Origin of the sequence: Pseudomonas sp. EA_105y_Pfl2_R69, assembly GCF_963970915.1 — a bacterium.
GTDB lineage: Bacteria > Pseudomonadota > Gammaproteobacteria > Pseudomonadales > Pseudomonadaceae > Aquipseudomonas.
In genome coordinates, this window is record NZ_CAXAOO010000002.1 from 49,342 (window position 1) to 64,143 (window position 14,802).

At 62.6% G+C, this 14,802-nt stretch carries 15 protein-coding genes and 4 tRNA genes; 11 read left to right on the top strand and 8 right to left on the bottom strand.

Annotated elements, in window-relative coordinates:
- Positions 1–92 precede the first annotated feature (92 nt).
- Positions 93–1,808 carry a DEAD/DEAH box helicase gene (locus AACY13_RS06095; RefSeq protein ID WP_339460095.1) on the top strand — a complete coding sequence of 572 codons (1,716 nt, stop codon included), beginning with the start codon at positions 93–95 and terminating at the stop codon, positions 1,806–1,808.
- Between the two features lie 132 nt (positions 1,809–1,940).
- Here the strand turns inward: AACY13_RS06095 and AACY13_RS06100 are convergent, their stop codons facing one another.
- Positions 1,941–2,708, bottom strand: a complete 768-nt coding sequence (locus tag AACY13_RS06100) for a DODA-type extradiol aromatic ring-opening family dioxygenase (RefSeq protein ID WP_339460097.1) — start codon at positions 2,706–2,708, stop codon at positions 1,941–1,943.
- A 177-nt stretch (positions 2,709–2,885) separates the two neighbouring features.
- On the opposite strand from AACY13_RS06100, the gene AACY13_RS06105 reads away from it, so the two are divergent.
- Positions 2,886–3,542 carry a thiopurine S-methyltransferase gene (locus AACY13_RS06105; protein WP_339460098.1) on the top strand — a complete coding sequence of 219 codons (657 nt, stop codon included), beginning with the start codon at positions 2,886–2,888 and terminating at the stop codon, positions 3,540–3,542.
- Between the two features lie 52 nt (positions 3,543–3,594).
- Here AACY13_RS06105 and htpX read toward each other — a convergent pair whose 3' ends face one another.
- The 4 genes from htpX to AACY13_RS06125 all read right to left on the bottom strand — a co-directional run bounded on the left by htpX (position 3,595) and on the right by AACY13_RS06125 (position 7,031).
- A complete protein-coding gene (gene htpX / locus AACY13_RS06110; RefSeq protein ID WP_339460099.1) occupies positions 3,595–4,467 on the bottom strand; it encodes a protease HtpX in 873 nt (290 codons plus the stop codon).
- Positions 4,468–4,611: 144 nt separating this feature from the next.
- Positions 4,612–5,064 (bottom strand): hypothetical protein, encoded by a 453-nt coding sequence (locus AACY13_RS06115; RefSeq protein ID WP_339460101.1) that lies wholly within the window; start codon positions 5,062–5,064, stop codon positions 4,612–4,614.
- Positions 5,064–5,807, bottom strand: a complete 744-nt coding sequence (locus AACY13_RS06120) for an SDR family NAD(P)-dependent oxidoreductase (protein ID WP_339460102.1) — start codon at positions 5,805–5,807, stop codon at positions 5,064–5,066. Before AACY13_RS06120 ends, AACY13_RS06115 begins: the two co-directional genes overlap by 1 nt.
- 12 nt (positions 5,808–5,819) lie before the next feature.
- The gene (locus AACY13_RS06125; protein WP_339460104.1) at positions 5,820–7,031 is read right to left on the bottom strand and encodes a pyridoxal phosphate-dependent aminotransferase; all 1,212 of its coding nucleotides are present in this window, start codon (positions 7,029–7,031) and stop codon (positions 5,820–5,822) included.
- A 266-nt stretch (positions 7,032–7,297) separates the two neighbouring features.
- On the opposite strand from AACY13_RS06125, the gene msrB reads away from it, so the two are divergent.
- From msrB to AACY13_RS06140, 3 genes are all read left to right on the top strand, one after another.
- On the top strand, positions 7,298–7,693 hold the full coding sequence (gene msrB / locus AACY13_RS06130; protein WP_339460106.1) for a peptide-methionine (R)-S-oxide reductase MsrB: 396 nt from the start codon (positions 7,298–7,300) through the stop codon (positions 7,691–7,693).
- A gap of 110 nt (positions 7,694–7,803) precedes the next feature.
- On the top strand, positions 7,804–8,289 hold the full coding sequence (locus tag AACY13_RS06135; RefSeq protein WP_339460107.1) for a glutathione peroxidase: 486 nt from the start codon (positions 7,804–7,806) through the stop codon (positions 8,287–8,289).
- A complete protein-coding gene (locus AACY13_RS06140; protein ID WP_339460109.1) occupies positions 8,286–8,756 on the top strand; it encodes a MarR family winged helix-turn-helix transcriptional regulator in 471 nt (156 codons plus the stop codon). The genes AACY13_RS06135 and AACY13_RS06140 overlap by 4 nt, the downstream gene beginning before the upstream one ends.
- Positions 8,757–8,794: 38 nt before the next feature.
- Here the strand turns inward: AACY13_RS06140 and AACY13_RS06145 are convergent, their stop codons facing one another.
- The gene (locus AACY13_RS06145) at positions 8,795–11,110 is read right to left on the bottom strand and encodes a hybrid sensor histidine kinase/response regulator (protein WP_339460110.1); all 2,316 of its coding nucleotides are present in this window, start codon (positions 11,108–11,110) and stop codon (positions 8,795–8,797) included.
- A gap of 99 nt (positions 11,111–11,209) precedes the next feature.
- Here AACY13_RS06145 and AACY13_RS06150 point away from each other — a divergent pair, with 99 nt between their 5' ends.
- Positions 11,210–12,103: an ATP-binding protein gene (locus AACY13_RS06150; RefSeq protein ID WP_339460112.1), complete on the top strand. Its 894-nt coding sequence runs from the start codon at positions 11,210–11,212 to the stop codon at positions 12,101–12,103.
- Positions 12,096–12,578, top strand: coding sequence for a GAF domain-containing protein (locus tag AACY13_RS06155; protein ID WP_339460113.1), 483 nt, complete (start codon positions 12,096–12,098; stop codon positions 12,576–12,578). Before AACY13_RS06150 ends, AACY13_RS06155 begins: the two co-directional genes overlap by 8 nt.
- Before the next feature lie 39 nt (positions 12,579–12,617).
- On the opposite strand, the gene AACY13_RS06160 is transcribed toward AACY13_RS06155, so the two are convergent.
- Positions 12,618–13,280, bottom strand: a complete 663-nt coding sequence (locus tag AACY13_RS06160) for a glutathione S-transferase family protein (RefSeq protein ID WP_339460115.1) — start codon at positions 13,278–13,280, stop codon at positions 12,618–12,620.
- 55 nt (positions 13,281–13,335) lie between these two features.
- A complete protein-coding gene (locus AACY13_RS06165) occupies positions 13,336–14,106 on the bottom strand; it encodes a hypothetical protein (RefSeq protein ID WP_339460116.1) in 771 nt (256 codons plus the stop codon).
- 226 nt (positions 14,107–14,332) lie between these two features.
- On the opposite strand from AACY13_RS06165, the gene AACY13_RS06170 reads away from it, so the two are divergent.
- The 4 genes from AACY13_RS06170 to AACY13_RS06185 all read left to right on the top strand — a co-directional run bounded on the left by AACY13_RS06170 (position 14,333) and on the right by AACY13_RS06185 (position 14,727).
- Positions 14,333–14,408 (top strand) — tRNA-Glu (locus AACY13_RS06170).
- Between the two features lie 27 nt (positions 14,409–14,435).
- Positions 14,436–14,511, top strand: a tRNA-Gly gene (locus tag AACY13_RS06175).
- 43 nt (positions 14,512–14,554) lie between these two features.
- Positions 14,555–14,630: transfer RNA gene (locus AACY13_RS06180), tRNA-Glu, on the top strand.
- A 21-nt stretch (positions 14,631–14,651) separates the two neighbouring features.
- Positions 14,652–14,727: transfer RNA gene (locus AACY13_RS06185), tRNA-Gly, on the top strand.
- The last annotated feature ends 75 nt before the right edge of the window (positions 14,728–14,802 follow it).

Below are 14,802 nucleotides of genomic sequence, written 5' to 3' on the forward strand. Positions count from 1 at the left end.
CGATTCATTTATCACTACGTTTTCGCAAATCCCCGCCGACATGGCTGCCAGGGTGACTCTCGGGTCTTACACGGCATGCGCAGCTTTGGAGCATGGGTCTTTGCGGATGCACTAGAGGCAGACCCATGACCCAGGAAATCGGCGGCTTCGCCGCACTCGGACTTCACCCCAATATTCTCGCTGCTCTGACCGCCGTCGGTTACGAAGAGCCGTCGCCGATTCAGGCGCAGGCCATTCCGGTAATCCTTTCCGGCCAGGACATGATCGGCCAGGCGCAGACCGGTACCGGCAAGACCGCCGCTTTCGCCCTGCCGATCCTGTCGAAGATCGACCCGGCCAAGCGTGAGCCGCAGGCGTTGATCCTCGCGCCGACCCGCGAGCTGGCCCTGCAGGTGGCCACCGCCTTCGAAACCTATTCCAAGCAGATGCCTGGCCTCAATGTCGTGGCCGTTTACGGTGGCGCTCCCATGGGCCCGCAGCTGAAAGCCATCCGCCAGGGTGCACAAGTGATCGTGGCGACCCCGGGCCGCCTGGTCGACCACCTGCGCCGCGACGAGAAAGTGCTGTCGACCATCCAGTACCTGGTCCTCGACGAAGCCGACGAAATGCTCAAGCTGGGCTTTATGGATGACCTCGAAGTGATCTTCGAAGCCATGCCGGCCAGCCGTCAGAGCGTGCTGTTCTCCGCGACTCTGCCGCATTCGATTCGCGCTATTGCCGAGAAGCACCTGCGTGAGCCGCAGCACATCAAGATCGCCTCCAAGACCCAGACCGTGACTGCTATCGAGCAGGCCCACCTGATGGTCCACGCCGACCAGAAGCACGCCGCCGTGCTGCGTCTGCTGGAAGTTGAAGAGTTCGACGCGCTGATCGGTTTCGTGCGCACCAAGCAAGCCACCCTGGATCTGGCCGCCGCGCTCGAAGCCAAGGGCTACAAGGCTGCCGCACTCAACGGCGACATCGCGCAGAACCAGCGTGAGCGTGTGATCGAGTCGTTGAAGGATGGCCGTCTGGACATCGTCATCGCCACCGACGTGGCCGCTCGCGGCCTCGACGTGCCGCGCATCACTCACGTGATGAACGTGGACATGCCCTACGATCCGGAATCCTACGTCCACCGTATCGGCCGTACTGGCCGTGCCGGTCGTACCGGTCGCGCCCTGCTGCTGGTGACGCCGCGTGAGCGCCGCATGCTGCAGGTGATCGAGCGCGTCACCGGGCAGAAGGTCGGTGAAGTCAAGCTGCCAGACGCCAAACAGGTGCTGGACGCGCGGATCAAGAAACTGACCAACAGCCTGGCTCCGCTGGTTGCCGATGCCGAAGCCAGCCACGGTGATCTGCTCGATCGTCTGACTGCCGACATCGGTTGCAGCCCGCGCGCCCTGGCCGCCGCCCTGCTGCGCAAGGCCACCAATGGCCAGGCGCTGACCCTGGCCGAAGTCGAGCGCGATCAGCCGCTGGTACCGAACAGCAGCGGTCCGCGTGAGCGTAGCGAGCGCGGTGACCGTCCTGAGCGTCCCGATCGCGAAGGCAGCCGTGAGCGCCGTGCCCCGGTGCCGTTGGCCGAAGGCCGTGCCCGTTGCCGTACCGCTTTGGGCGCACGCGACGGTATCGCCGCGAAGAACCTGCTGGGTGCCATCCTCAACGAAGGCGGCCTGGTCCGCGAAGCCATCGGCCGCATCCAGGTGCGCGAGAGCTTCAGCCTGGTCGAACTGCCGGAAGAAGGCCTCGAGCGTCTGCTGACCAAGCTGAAAGACACCCGCGTCGGTGGCAAGCCGCTGAAGCTGCGTCGTTATCGCGAAGATTGATCCTTCGCTGAATAAGAAAGCCCCGCCTAGTGCGGGGCTTTTTTATGGCGTGCCATCCATGGCCGCCACCCTTCGGGCCGTCGCGACGCGACGTTAAAAATCGCTTCTGGCGATTTTTTATGCCTGAGCTTTTCAGCTGAAACTGTAGATATCCATCCCCAGCGCCCCGAGGGTAAAGCCGCTGTGCTCGACCTTGAACTGTCCGCCTGCGCCCAGGGCGAAGAACAGTGGCAGCAGGTGTTCGTCTGTGGGGTGGTTGCGCGCGGCATGGGGCGCTTGCCGGCGGTAGTCCTGCAGGGCGACGTGATCCTGCGCAGTCAGTTTGTCGACGATCCAGTCGCGAAAGGCCTGGGCCCAGGGCTCGATCTGCTCTGGCCCGGCTTGCCAGTCCAGCTCGCCGAGGTTGTGGGTGATGCTGCCTGAGCCGATCAGCAGCACGCCCTGGGCGCGCAGGCTGGCCAGGGTCTGGCCGACCTGGCGCTGCAAAGCCGGCCCCTGCTGGCTGGGCAGCGAAACCTGGACCACGGGAATGTCGGCTTGTGGGTACATCAGCGTCAGCGGCACCCAGGCACCGTGATCCAGCGGTCGTTCGGCATCGCGTTGCGCCGGCAGGCCGGCTTGCGTCAGCAGGTTGACGATCTCGCTGGCCAGTTGCGGCGCACCGGGGGCTGGGTATTGCACCCGGTAGAGTTCGGCCGGAAAGCCACGAAAGTCGTGCCAGGTGTCCGGTTTGATGGCGCTGCCGACCCGTAGTTCGCGGCTTTCCCAGTGCGCCGAGACCACCACGATGGCACGTGGCCTGGGCAGCTCCCGGGCCAGGCGGGCGAGGGCGGGGCCGCTGACACCGGGTTGTAGGGCCAGCATGGGGGAACCGTGGGAGATAAACAGGCTGGGTAACATGGCGTTCTCCTGATCGAATACGCTTATCTTCTATCAGTTAATACGGCCATAAAAGCGTAAATATCCGGGTTTTTTAATCGGATTAGTAGATCTGTTGATCTGGGCTGGCCAATGGTCGGTTGGTTTCGGTCGGCACTTTCCGGCAGGATTGGCCGATCAATACTTCTCGGAGTCGATATGCACGCGGAATTCTGGCAGGCGCGCTGGGCGCGCAGCGAAATAGGTTTTCATTTGTCCGAGGTCAATCCCTACCTGCAGCGCTATTGGCCCGACCTGGGCTTGGTGCAAGGCTCGCGGGTGCTGGTGCCCCTGTGTGGCAAGAGCCTGGATATGCTCTGGTTGGCTGGCCAGGGTTATCGGGTATACGGGGTCGAGCTGGCACAGAAGGCGGTGGAGGACTTTTTCGCCGAACACCGGCTACAGCCCATGATTACCGAGGAGGGGGGCTTCAGGGTCTATCGGTGTGAGGCACTGGAAATCTACTGCGGCGATTTCTTTGCGCTGACGCCGCAGCACGTCGCCGATTGTCGGGGCCTGTATGACCGCGCGGCGCTGATTGCGTTGCCGCCGGAGATGCGTGCGCGCTATGTCGCGCACCTCGCGGCTATTTTGCCGTCGGATTGCCGGGGGCTGCTGGTGACCCTGGACTATGAGCAGGCGCAAATGGACGGGCCGCCCTTTGCGGTGTCCGACGGCGAGGTGCAGCAGTGTCTGGCCGGTACCTGGCAGGTTGAAGCGCTGGAGTGCTGCGATGTGCTGGGGCAGAACTGGCGGTTTCTCCAGCGCGGTTTGCAGCGCCTGGATGAGCGGGTGTATCGGCTGCGTAAAGACTGAATCTCAGCCACAAAAAAGGGCGACTCAGAGTCGCCCTTTGTGCTTTTGCTACTTAGCCGCGCTGGCGCAGGGCCTCGATACGGTCTTCCAGTGGCGGGTGGCTCATCAGCAGGCCTGCCAGGCCGTGCTTGAGGCCGCCGTTGATGCCGAAGGCGGTCATGCTGCTCGGCATGGTAACCGGCACTTCCTGTTCGGCGCGCAGGCGCTGCAGGGCGGCGATCATCGCGCCGGTGCCGGCCAGGCGGGCACCGGCGTCGTCGGCCTTGAACTCGCGCTTGCGCGAGAACCACATGACGATGGTGCTGGCCAGTATCCCCAGAACAAGCTCGGCGAAGATGGTCGCGACGAAGTAGCCGATACCCGGACCGTCTTCGTTCTTGAGGATGACCTTGTCGACGAAGTTGCCGAAGATCCGCGCGAAGAACATCACGAAGGTGTTCACCACGCCCTGGATCAGCGCCAGGGTGACCATGTCGCCATTGGCTACGTGGCCGATTTCGTGGGCCAGTACGGCGCGCACTTCATCGGGCGAGAAGCGCTCCAGCAGGCCCTGGCTGACCGCTACCAGGGCGTCGTTCTTGTTCCAGCCGGTGGCGAAGGCGTTGGACTCATATGCCGGGAAGATGCCCACTTCCGGCATCTTGATCCCGGCTTCGCGGGACAGTTCTTCCACGGTCTGCAGCAGCCACTGTTCGTGACGGGTGCGCGGTTGGGTGATGATTTCGGTCTTGGTGCTCATCTTCGCCATCCACTTGGAGATGAACAGCGACACCAGCGACCCGGCAAAGCCGAAGACCGCACAGAAAATCAGCAGGCTGCCATGGTTCTGGCCGGTAAAGCGATCGACCCCAAGTAGTTTCAGGGTGATGCTGGCGATGATCAGCACCGCAATGTTGGTGGCCAGGAACAGCATAATGCGCATCATGGTGTATTGAGACTCCTCACGGGAAAGATCTATCGGGTCGCTGAAAAACCTGTTCCGGCGCTTCGCCTGGTTTTTCAGCGACCACTATTGGTTATGCCGGCTATATAAGGGCGGCCCCCCTGGCACTTCAACCCGGGGACTATTTCAAACTATGTCGCTTGCGCCGTTCAGGCTGCTTTCGAACAGCAGCCGACTGAGGCGCGAGATGCGTTCGCCGTGGCGCTGTCCCAGGGCTTCGCGCAGCTGGAAGGCCAGGGTGGCATGCACGCGACGTACGCTGGGCGGCAAGGCCTCGCCCTCGCGCAGGGCGTGGGGTATGGCCCGGGTCAGGCGCAGAAAGCCCTTTTCGCTAAGCACCGCCTGGTCCAGGGCGTCGTAGCCGATGGTCGAGTCGAAGCGGATATAGCCTTCCTCGGCCAGCCACAGCAGCGCGCCCAGGCAGCTCTGGTGGCGGGGCGTGGGCAGGCCGAACTCGTCCGGTTCCTCACGGCCGATCAGGTCTTCGACATACAGCGCGGCCTTGCGCGGAAATACCAGGTACAGGCTCAGCAGGCCGGCGGCCGCGTCCTTGTAGAATTCGTCGATCTGCAGGTCCATCAGAATTTGCCGATCATCGAGGTGGGCAGGTAGGGCAGCAGGCGGCCCAGCAGCGCCCAGGGCCAGCCCGGGACATAGGCGCTGGCAGCGCGCTTGTCGATATGCCGGGCGATCAGCCGGGCTCCGCGCTCGACATCGATCAGGAACGGCCGGTTGGCCATGCCGCTGTTCAGTGGCGTGTCGATAAAGCCCGGCAGCAGCAGCGTGGTGTCGATGTTCTTGCCCAGCAGTTCGGCGCGGGTGGCCTGCATATAGTTGATCAGCCCGGCCTTGCTCGCCGAGTAGCCGGCGGTGTGGGGCAGGCCACGGGTGCCCGCCACCGAGGCGACGGCCACCAGGTGGCCGTGGCCTTGCTGGCGGAAATGCGCGCAGGCCGCATCGAGGCAGGCAATCGCGCCAATCAGGTTGGTTTCCAGGGTCAGGCGGGTGCGTTCGAAGTGGCCGCCACCGGCCTTGCCGGTCAGGGCGATGCCGGCGTTGGCAATAAGGCCGTCCAGCCCGCCGAGTGCGTTTGCCGCTAGGCCCACGGCGTCCTGGCAGGCGGCGTAGTCGGTCACATCCAGTGGCAGGACCACCACCTTGCGCTTAAAGCGTGCCTGCAGTTCGGCGGCGAGCAGGTGCAGGCTGTCTTCGCGGCGCGCCGCCAGGGCCAGGTCGTAACCCTTGGCCGCCAACTCGCGGGCCAGTGCAGCGCCGATGCCGGAACTGGCCCCGGTCAGCAGATAGCGTTTGCCCTGGCTCATGGCGTTCTCCGCTTACTGTTGGTAGGTCTTGAGGAAGCTGCCGATGCGGCCGATGGCCATTTCCAGCTCATCCACCCGTGGCAGGGTGACCACCCGGAAGTGATCCGGCCAGGGCCAGTTGAAGGCGGTGCCCTGGACGATCAGCAGTTTTTCCGAGAGCAGCAGGTCTAGGACGAATTTCTCGTCGTTATGGATCGGACAGACCTTGGGGTCGATCTTGGGGAAGGCGTATAGCGCGCCCATGGGCTTGACGCAGCTGACCCCGGGAATGTCGTTGAGCAGCTCCCAGGTGCGGTTGCGCTGCTCCAGCAGGCGACCGTTGGGCAATACCAGATCGTTGATGCTCTGGTAGCCGCCCAAGGCGGTCTGGATCGCGTGCTGGCTCGGCACGTTGGCGCACAGGCGCATATTGGCGAGGATATCGATGCCTTCGATATAGCTCTGGGCGCGGTGCTTGGGCCCGGAAATCGCCACCCAGCCGGAGCGGAAGCCGGCCACGCGATAGGACTTGGACAGGCCGTTGAAGGTCAGGCAGAGCACGTCTGGGGCCAGCGAGGCGGTGCAGACATGCTCGGCTTCGTCGTAGAGGATCTTGTCGTAGATCTCGTCGGAGAACAGCACCAGGTTGTGCTGGCGCGCCAGTTCGACGATGTCCATCAGCACTTCTTTGGAGTACACCGCGCCGGTGGGGTTGTTCGGGTTGATCAGCACCAGGGCCTTGGTGTTCGGCGTGATCTTGGCGCGCATGTCGGCGATATCGGGGAACCAGCCGGCCTGCTCGTCGCACAGGTAATGCACCGGCTTGCCGCCGGACAGGGCGACCGCAGCGGTCCACAGCGGGTAGTCGGGGGCCGGGATCAGCACTTCATCGCCGTTGTTGAGCAGCGCCTGCATGGCCATCACGATCAGCTCGGAGACGCCGTTACCGAGGTAAATGTCCTCGATCGTGATGCCCTCCACCTGCTTCTGCTGGTAGTACTGCATCACCGCCTTGCGCGCGCTGAACAGGCCCTTGGAGTCGCTGTAGCCCTGGGCCGTCGGCAGATTGCGGATCACGTCCTGGAGAATTTCTTCGGGCGCTTCGAAACCGAACGGTGCCGGGTTGCCGATATTCAGCTTGAGGATGCGGTGGCCTTCCTCTTCCAGGCGTTTGGCGTGCTTGAGCACCGGTCCGCGAATGTCGTAGCAGACGTTTGCCAGCTTGTTCGATTTGCTGAACTGCATGTAAGGAATCCCGAATGGTGAAACGCCGCTGAATTACCCTGCAAAAGACTCGAACTGGCGGGCCTTGGCAGGGTGTAACGCCGGTGACAGACTGGGGTCGAATGATACGTGTCGGCCCGACCTTGGCAAAGGTACTGGTCGGGCTTTTTTGTGCTCGGCACATCCATGTGCTTCACCCCTTCGGGGCTGGCACGCCACTCTGCGGGCCGTTGCCACGCGACGTTAAACATCGCTTCCGGCGATTTTTATATATGAGGATTTTGTCCATGGACAAGCTGGAAAAACCCCTGGAAGCCTGGCGCGAAGAGCTTTCCGAGGAGCAGTTTCATGTGTGTCGCCTGGGCGGTACCGAGCGCGCCTTTACCGGCCAATACCACGACAGCAAGGTGCCGGGCATCTACCACTGCGCCTGCTGCGGCACCGAGCTGTTCGATTCGGCGGCCAAGTTCGACTCCGGCAGCGGCTGGCCCAGCTATTTTCAGCCGGTGAGCTCGGAGGCGATCGCCAGTCTGGACGATTTCAGCCATGGCATGCACCGCATCGAGGTCAAGTGCGCCAAGTGCGACGCGCACCTGGGCCATGTGTTTCCCGATGGCCCGGCACCGACGGGGCTGCGCTATTGCATCAACTCGGCATCGCTCAAGCTGGTACCCAAGGCTTAGCGTCATGGCACAGGCCTGCTATCAGCGGGCCTTATTGCACGGCAATTAAATTGCATACAATTTAATTGCTCGCTATTTTGTGTCCACTTCATTCCATCAAGGTAATCACCATGAGCAGCGAACTCTTCGATATTCCGGTCACCACCATCAAGGGCGAGCAGAAAACCCTGACCGACTTCGGCGGCAAGGCCATCCTGGTGGTCAATACCGCTAGCAAGTGCGGTTTCACCCCGCAGTACAAGGGCCTGGAAAACGTCTGGCAGCAGTACAAGGATCAGGGCCTGGTGGTGCTGGGCTTTCCCTGTAATCAGTTCGGCAAGCAGGAGCCGGGTGACGAAGGTGCTATTTCCGAGTTCTGCGAACTGAACTTCGGGGTTAGCTTTCCGCTGTTCAAGAAGGTCGACGTCAATGGCAGCGATGCCCATCCGCTGTTCGTCAAATTGAAGAAAAATGCGCCGGGCCTGCTTGGCAGCCAGGGCATCAAGTGGAACTTCACCAAGTTTCTGCTCAGCGCCGACGGCCAGGTGATCAAGCGTTTCGCCCCGACCACCAAGCCCGAAGACCTGACTGCCGAGATCGAAGCGCTGCTGAAATGACTCCGGCCAACCTGCAGGTGGACGAAGGGCTGCAGCTGGACAACCAGCTGTGCTTCAAACTCTATGCCGCCTCGCGGGCGGTGATACGTGCCTACAAGCCGATGCTCGATCGACTCGGCCTGACCTACCCGCAGTACCTGGCCATGCTGGTGTTGTGGGAGTGGCAGCAGCAGCCACCGGCGCAACCCACGGTCAAGGCTCTCGGCGAGCGTCTGCTACTCGACTCCGGCACCCTGACGCCTCTGCTCAAGCGTCTGGAGGCCCAGGGCCTGCTGCTGCGTCGGCGCTCGGCCAGCGATGAGCGTGAAATGCACCTGGGACTGACTGCGGCCGGTTGCGCCTTGCGTGAGCAAGTACTGCCGTTGAAGGAGCAACTGCTCTGCGAGCGCGGGGTCGATCCGCATGCGCTGGCGGCGTTGCGCGGTCAGGTGGGTGGGTTGCTCGAGCGGCTTATGCTATTGCCTTAGCGGGCCGTGGGTGCCACGGCACGGCGCGCAATAAGCGCTCAATTGACCCTGGCAGTCAGCCACTGGTCGAGCAGGGCGGCCAGATCTTCCTTGCGGAAGGGCTTGGCCAGGTAGTCGTTCATGCCGGCGGCGCGGCAGCGTTCACGCTCGTCGGAGAGCGCGTTGGCGGTCAAGGCGATGATCGGCAGGTGCTGGTGCTCGGGGTGCTGGCGAATATGGCGGGTGGTTTCATAGCCGTCCATGACCGGCATATTGCAGTCCATAAGTACCAGGTCGACCGGCTGTGTCTCCAGCACGGTGAGGGCTTCGCCGCCGTGATTGGCCAGCAACACCTCGCAGCCCAGCTTGCCGAGCATGCCCTTGGCGACCAACTGGTTGACCTGATTGTCCTCCACCAGCAGAACCCGTGCCTGGCGGCTGTTCTCCGGCTCGAGCGGTTGCTGTGTGGTGCTGGGCTCGTGTTGCCCCAGGTTGCGCCGCAGTGCTTGCAGCAAGACCTGGCGGGTCAGCGGGCGGGCCAGCTGTTCGATGGGGGCGAGGGCCTGGGCCTGGGCGCTGGAGAGAAAGTTGCCATAGGCGTTGACCAGCAGGATGGGCTGGCGATACGCCGTGCGCAGCTGCTGCAGGCGCTGCGGGCAGTCGCTGATCAGCAGGTCGGCGGCGTGACCCTCCAGTTTGGCGTCGGGATCCAGGTGCACATAATCCAGCCCCCAGGCCGGTAGCAGGCTCGCCAGTTGCTCGCTGAGGCCCGAGCTGGCGGGGCTGACGACCAGGGCGCGGCCCGTCAGTCGGGGCAGCTGCTCGGCGGTGGCTTGGGTGGGGAGTGGCAGATCCATGCAGAACTGGCTGCCGAAGCCCTCCTTGGTCTCCAGGCTCAATTGCCCCTGCATGGCTTCGCAGAGCCGTCGGGTCAGGGCCAGGCCCAGACCAGTGCCGCCGAATTGCCGGGTGATGCCGACCCCGGCCTGGGCGAAGGGGTGGAATATTCGCGTCTGGGCTTCCTCGGCGATACCGATACCGGTGTCTCGGACGACGATCCGCACCCCCTGTGGCAGTGCGCTGACGCTGATGTCGACACGGCCGAAGCGGGTGAATTTGAGAGCATTGGACAGCAGGTTGCTGACGATCTGCCGGACCCGGGTCGGGTCGCCCAGAAGCAGGGTGGGAAGCTGTGGGTCAATCAGGCAGGTCAGCTCTACCCCGGGTGCGGCATTCTGCGAGAGCAGGTTGGCGGTGTCCTCGACCAGGCTGGCGAGGTCGAAGGGAATGCTTTCCAGTTCGAGCTGGCCGGCCTCGAATTTCGACAGGTCGAGGATGTCGTTGAGCAACTCCACCAGCACCTTGCCGGAGTCGTGGGCAATCGACAGTTGCTGGCGTTGCTCGTTGTTCAGCGGGCCATCCATGGACAGGGCGAGCATGCCCAGCAGGCCGTTGAGTGGGGTACGGATTTCGTGGCTCATATTGGCCAGAAAGGCCGAGCGCGCCTGGGCCATGTCCAAGGCGGTGCGGCGCGCCTGTTCGAGCTCGCGGTTGGAGTCGAGCAGCCGGGTGTTGGTGGCTTCCAGTTCGGCGGTGCGCGCCGATACCACGTCTTCCAGCTGCGCCAGGTACTGGGTCAGGCGGCTTTCGGCCTGTTCGCGCTGTTCGATCTCGCTGGCAATGCTGCTCAGCTGACGGTTGGTCACGTCGACCAGCACGCCGATTTCGTCGCGCTCGTGGTTGGGCGGATAAGGCAGCTTGCGGGTCTTGGGGCTGCGTAGATCGCGTTCGCTGAGGGCACTGATAAAGCTAGTCAGCGGTTTGGTCAGCATGAAATAGAACAGCACCAGCAGGATCAGCGAGAGCAGCAGGCTGCGGGCGAAGCCGGTCAGCAGAGTGAGTAGCGAGCGGCGCAGGAAGTGGCTGCCGAAGGCATAGGTGTCCACTTCCAGGCTCAGGCTGCCGAGGGCCTCGGTGGGGGAGTGGCTGACGAACAGGGCGGTCTCGAAGTGCCGGCGTGGTCCGAACATGAAGTCGCTGAGCATCCGGTAGCGGCTTTGCATGGCGGGACGATTGACCGTGGCCAGGGTCAGCTGGTTGTTGTCGATGATCTCGGCGCTGATGACAGCCGGCGAACGCAGCAGGCCCAGCACCAGCTCCTGGGCCAGCTCGGCGTCTATGTTGTAGGCGATCCGCGCGGCCGGGTTATGGCTGATCTCCAGCAGCGCATTAATCTCGCGATTGATGGAGGCATCTTCGCTGGCATAATCGATGCCGACCTGCAGCACGCTGAGCACTGTGCCGAGGATAAACGCCACCAACACGGTCAGGCCGGCCTGCTTGAATGACAGGCGTTGGGTGAGCGCTATATCCATATGGGCGGGTCGTTCTCGTGTGAATCGCCTGCCAAGCATAGCCCATCTGTTTTACCTGACGGCAGCCCCCGGGCGGCCCTGAATATTCTGGAGTGTGTCGTGGATTCCCGTTTAAGCACTTTTTTACAGGGAGCCGAGCAGCTGATGCTCAGGCTCGAGCCTTGGTTGCCGGTGCAGCGCAGTGCAATCGACTGGCAGCAGAGTCTGGCTGCCCGCTGGCAGCGCGAAGGGCGCGGTGGTTATCTGCAGCCGCTTAAGGTCAGCCTCGACCTGCACCTGAGCGATCTGATCGGGGTGGATCGCCAGTGCGAGCAGCTGGCGCGCAATACCCGGCAATTTATCCGTGGCCTGCCGGCCAATCACGCGCTGCTCTGGGGCGCGCGTGGTACGGGCAAGTCGTCCCTGGTGCGGGCGCTGCTGGCCGAACAGGCAGTGGCGGGGCTGCGCCTGATCGAGATCGAGCGCGATCATCTGGCCGACCTGCCACGGGTGGTCGAGCAGCTGGCTGGATTGCCGCAGCGTTTCGTGCTGTTTTGCGACGATCTCTCGTTTGAGGCCGGCGAGGGCGATTACCGCATGCTGAAAACCGTGCTGGATGGCTCCCTGGAGCGCGCCCCGGACAATGTCCTGCTGTACGCCACCTCCAACCGCCGCCATCTGCTACCGGAGAAGGAAAGCGACAATGCAAACTGGCAGCGGGTCGATGGCGAACTGCATCCCAATGAGGCGGTAGAGGACAAGATTGCGCTCTCCGATCGCTTCGGCCTGTGGCTGTCCTTCTATCCCTTTACCCAGGCGCATTTCCTTGCCGTGGTGCGCCACTGGGTCGAGGTGCACGCTGTACAGGCCGGGCTGAGCTGGGAGTGGAACGAGGCCCTGGAAAAGGCCGCCATACGTTGGGCGCTGGGGCGCGGTAATCGCAATGGTCGCTGCGCCTATCAGTTCGCCCGGGACTGGGTCGGCCTGCAACTGCTGAGTCAAGACGATGATTGATCTGCAACAGAGCGGCCGGGGGCTCGATGGCTACCCGCTACTATTCGCGCAACTGCAGGCGTTACTGGCCGATGAGCGCGACTTTATTGCCAACGCCGCGCAGTTTTCCGCGTTCCTGTTTCAGGAACTGGCCGATCTGAACTGGGCCGGCTTTTACCTGGCCCGGGGTGAGGAATTGGTCCTGGGGCCCTTTCAGGGGCGAGTGGCCTGCGTGCGGATCCCCTTCGGTCGTGGGGTGTGCGGCGTGACGGCGGCCACTGGGCAGAGCCAGCGGGTTGAGGATGTGCATGCTTTTGCCGGGCATATCGCCTGCGACAGCGCCACCGCCAGCGAGCTGGTGCTGCCGCTGATCAAGGCTGGACGGCTGATCGGCGTACTCGACCTGGACAGCCCCAGGCCGGCGCGCTTTTCGGTTCAGGATCAGGTCGCTATCGAGCGCTTGGCTGAGATATTCCTGCAGCTGACGGACTGCTGAGCCGTCAGCTGGATGGGTGGCGGTTGCGTCCGAGTGGCCTTAGGCCTTGCTGGCCATCTTGGCCAGGGTGCGCTGCTCGCCGGGGAGGATTTTCTGCAGCGATGGCCGCGCCTTGATCCGGCCATGGAAGGCGGTCAGGTTGGGCCAGCGCCGGGCGTCCAGTTGCTCGTCGCCGTGTTCCATGTTGATCAGCTGGCAGGCCAGCGCCAGGTCGGCCAGGGTCAGGCTGTCGCCGACCAGGAACTGGGCGCTGCCCAGGCTTTGCTCGAGGTAGTCGAAGTGTGCCGGCAGTTTCTCGCTGAGGGCTTTTTGCACTGCCTGCTCGTCGCAGGGTTGCCCCATGCTGGGTTTCAGGGCGCGATTACGGAACAGGGTAAAGGTGCACAGAGGCCCCAGTTCGTAGTCGGCGTATTTCTCCAGCCAGCGCACCCGGGCGCGCTGCTCGGCGCTCTGCCCGAGCAGTGGCGGTAACTGCGGGTACTTATCCTCGATGTACTGGCAGATCACGCTGGAATCGGCGAGGCTGAAATCGCCATCCTTGAGTGCCGGAATCCGTCCCAGGGGGCTGAGCTCGCGGTACCAGTCCGGTTGGCCGAAGGGCAGGATAATTTCCAGCTGATAGTCCAGGGCTTTTTCGTCCAGCAGCAGCCTTACTTTACGCACGTAGGGCGACAGCGGGGCACCGTAAAGCGTCAGGCTCATAGCGGATCTCGTCTAGGTTTGGAGGCGGGCAGCAGTGAACGTGCCGGCTGCGACCTCAGTCGTAGATATTCTTTTTCTTCCAGTCTTCTTCGCTTTCCAGTGATTCCAGGCCCTGGTTCAGTTCACTGGCCTGAGCGTCAGCGGGCTGGGTCTTGTCCAGCACCATGGTATTGGCACGTGCCAGTTGCTCCTCGAATTTCTTCAACTCGTTCTGATAGCGGGCGGGATCGTTCTGTTTACGCAGGTATTGCGCGCCGCGTTCGAAGGCCAGGCGCGCCTGGCCCGGCTGGCCTTGCTGCAGCGCCTGCTGGCCGAGGTTGCTGAAGAATTCGATATGCACCTGGGTGAGCATATGGCGAACTTCTTTCAGCCAGTGTTTGGCTTCGTTGGCTGGTAGCAGGCCTTCCTGAGCCGAGCGGGTCATCTGGCCGTGGAGGTTTTCCAGCTGGTAGCGGATTTCCTTGGCCTTGGCCTCGGAGTGGATCTGCTGCGGCGGATTGTTGACCGGTATCGATTCGCCGAGGGCGATCAGTTTGCGCAGCTCGTCGGTGCGCGTCTTGAGTGCGCTGCTGTTCTTGTCCAGTGGCAGCAGGCGTTCGCCGAAGTGCAGTTGCAGGCGGCTGAGCAGGAGTTTCAGGGCGGGCGTCATCAGCTGGCCGGGCAGGGTTTCCGCCAGGTCCTGGCTGCGCCGCAGGCGATCGCTGAGGTCGGCCTTGAGACGGGCCTTCTCCAGTTTGTTGTTCTCGACCATATGATTGATGTAGGCGATGGCCATCAAGAGGGCGATGCCGGCGACAATCATTATGGTAATCACGAGTGGGGACATGGGTGCAGCCTCTCGAACACCGGTTTTTCGTTCGAGTGTAGTGCGTTAGCCCTGAGGCTGATAGAGCGGCATCATATTCAGGACTGAAGTCGTTGATTTATAAAATTTTTTACAGAGAGGTTGACGATCCCTGCAAGGCTCCATAGAATGCGCGCCACTTCGTAGCGCAATGCCTTAGGGCCTAGCCTGCGAAAGCCGGAATAAAGTGGTGTATATTCCGGGCAGTGTCCCCTTCGTCTAGTGGCCTAGGACACCGCCCTTTCACGGCGGTAACAGGGGTTCGAGTCCCCTAGGGGACGCCACTTCTTCAAGAAGTGGGTTGTTATAAAGCGGGAATAGCTCAGTTGGTAGAGCACGACCTTGCCAAGGTCGGGGTCGCGAGTTCGAGTCTCGTTTCCCGCTCCAGATTCAGGGCATCTGCTTCGGCAGGTGGCCGACAAGTTCCAAGGTCCCCTTCGTCTAGTGGCCTAGGACACCGCCCTTTCACGGCGGTAACAGGGGTTCGAGTCCCCTAGGGGACGCCATTTTTAGTACCAAGCTGTATTGCGGGAATAGCTCAGTTGGTAGAGCACGACCTTGCCAAGGTCGGGGTCGCGAGTTCGAGTCTCGTTTCCCGCTCCATATAGACGAAAACGCCGCTCATTGAGCGGCGTTTTTGTTTCTGCTGTTTCTTGCGCCCAGACAAGGCTATATCGC

Coding starts and splice junctions, on each gene's coding strand:
- AACY13_RS06095 (WP_339460095.1), top strand. CDS start 93: ATGGGTCTTTGCGGATGCACTAGAGGCAGACCCATGACCCAGGAAATC.
- AACY13_RS06100 (WP_339460097.1), bottom strand. CDS start 2,708: ATGTTACCCAGCCTGTTTATCTCCCACGGTTCCCCCATGCTGGCCCTA.
- AACY13_RS06105 (WP_339460098.1), top strand. CDS start 2,886: ATGCACGCGGAATTCTGGCAGGCGCGCTGGGCGCGCAGCGAAATAGGT.
- htpX (WP_339460099.1), bottom strand. CDS start 4,467: ATGATGCGCATTATGCTGTTCCTGGCCACCAACATTGCGGTGCTGATC.
- AACY13_RS06115 (WP_339460101.1), bottom strand. CDS start 5,064: ATGGACCTGCAGATCGACGAATTCTACAAGGACGCGGCCGCCGGCCTG.
- AACY13_RS06120 (WP_339460102.1), bottom strand. CDS start 5,807: ATGAGCCAGGGCAAACGCTATCTGCTGACCGGGGCCAGTTCCGGCATC.
- AACY13_RS06125 (WP_339460104.1), bottom strand. CDS start 7,031: ATGCAGTTCAGCAAATCGAACAAGCTGGCAAACGTCTGCTACGACATT.
- msrB (WP_339460106.1), top strand. CDS start 7,298: ATGGACAAGCTGGAAAAACCCCTGGAAGCCTGGCGCGAAGAGCTTTCC.
- AACY13_RS06135 (WP_339460107.1), top strand. CDS start 7,804: ATGAGCAGCGAACTCTTCGATATTCCGGTCACCACCATCAAGGGCGAG.
- AACY13_RS06140 (WP_339460109.1), top strand. CDS start 8,286: ATGACTCCGGCCAACCTGCAGGTGGACGAAGGGCTGCAGCTGGACAAC.
- AACY13_RS06145 (WP_339460110.1), bottom strand. CDS start 11,110: ATGGATATAGCGCTCACCCAACGCCTGTCATTCAAGCAGGCCGGCCTG.
- AACY13_RS06155 (WP_339460113.1), top strand. CDS start 12,096: ATGATTGATCTGCAACAGAGCGGCCGGGGGCTCGATGGCTACCCGCTA.
- AACY13_RS06160 (WP_339460115.1), bottom strand. CDS start 13,280: ATGAGCCTGACGCTTTACGGTGCCCCGCTGTCGCCCTACGTGCGTAAA.
- AACY13_RS06165 (WP_339460116.1), bottom strand. CDS start 14,106: ATGTCCCCACTCGTGATTACCATAATGATTGTCGCCGGCATCGCCCTC.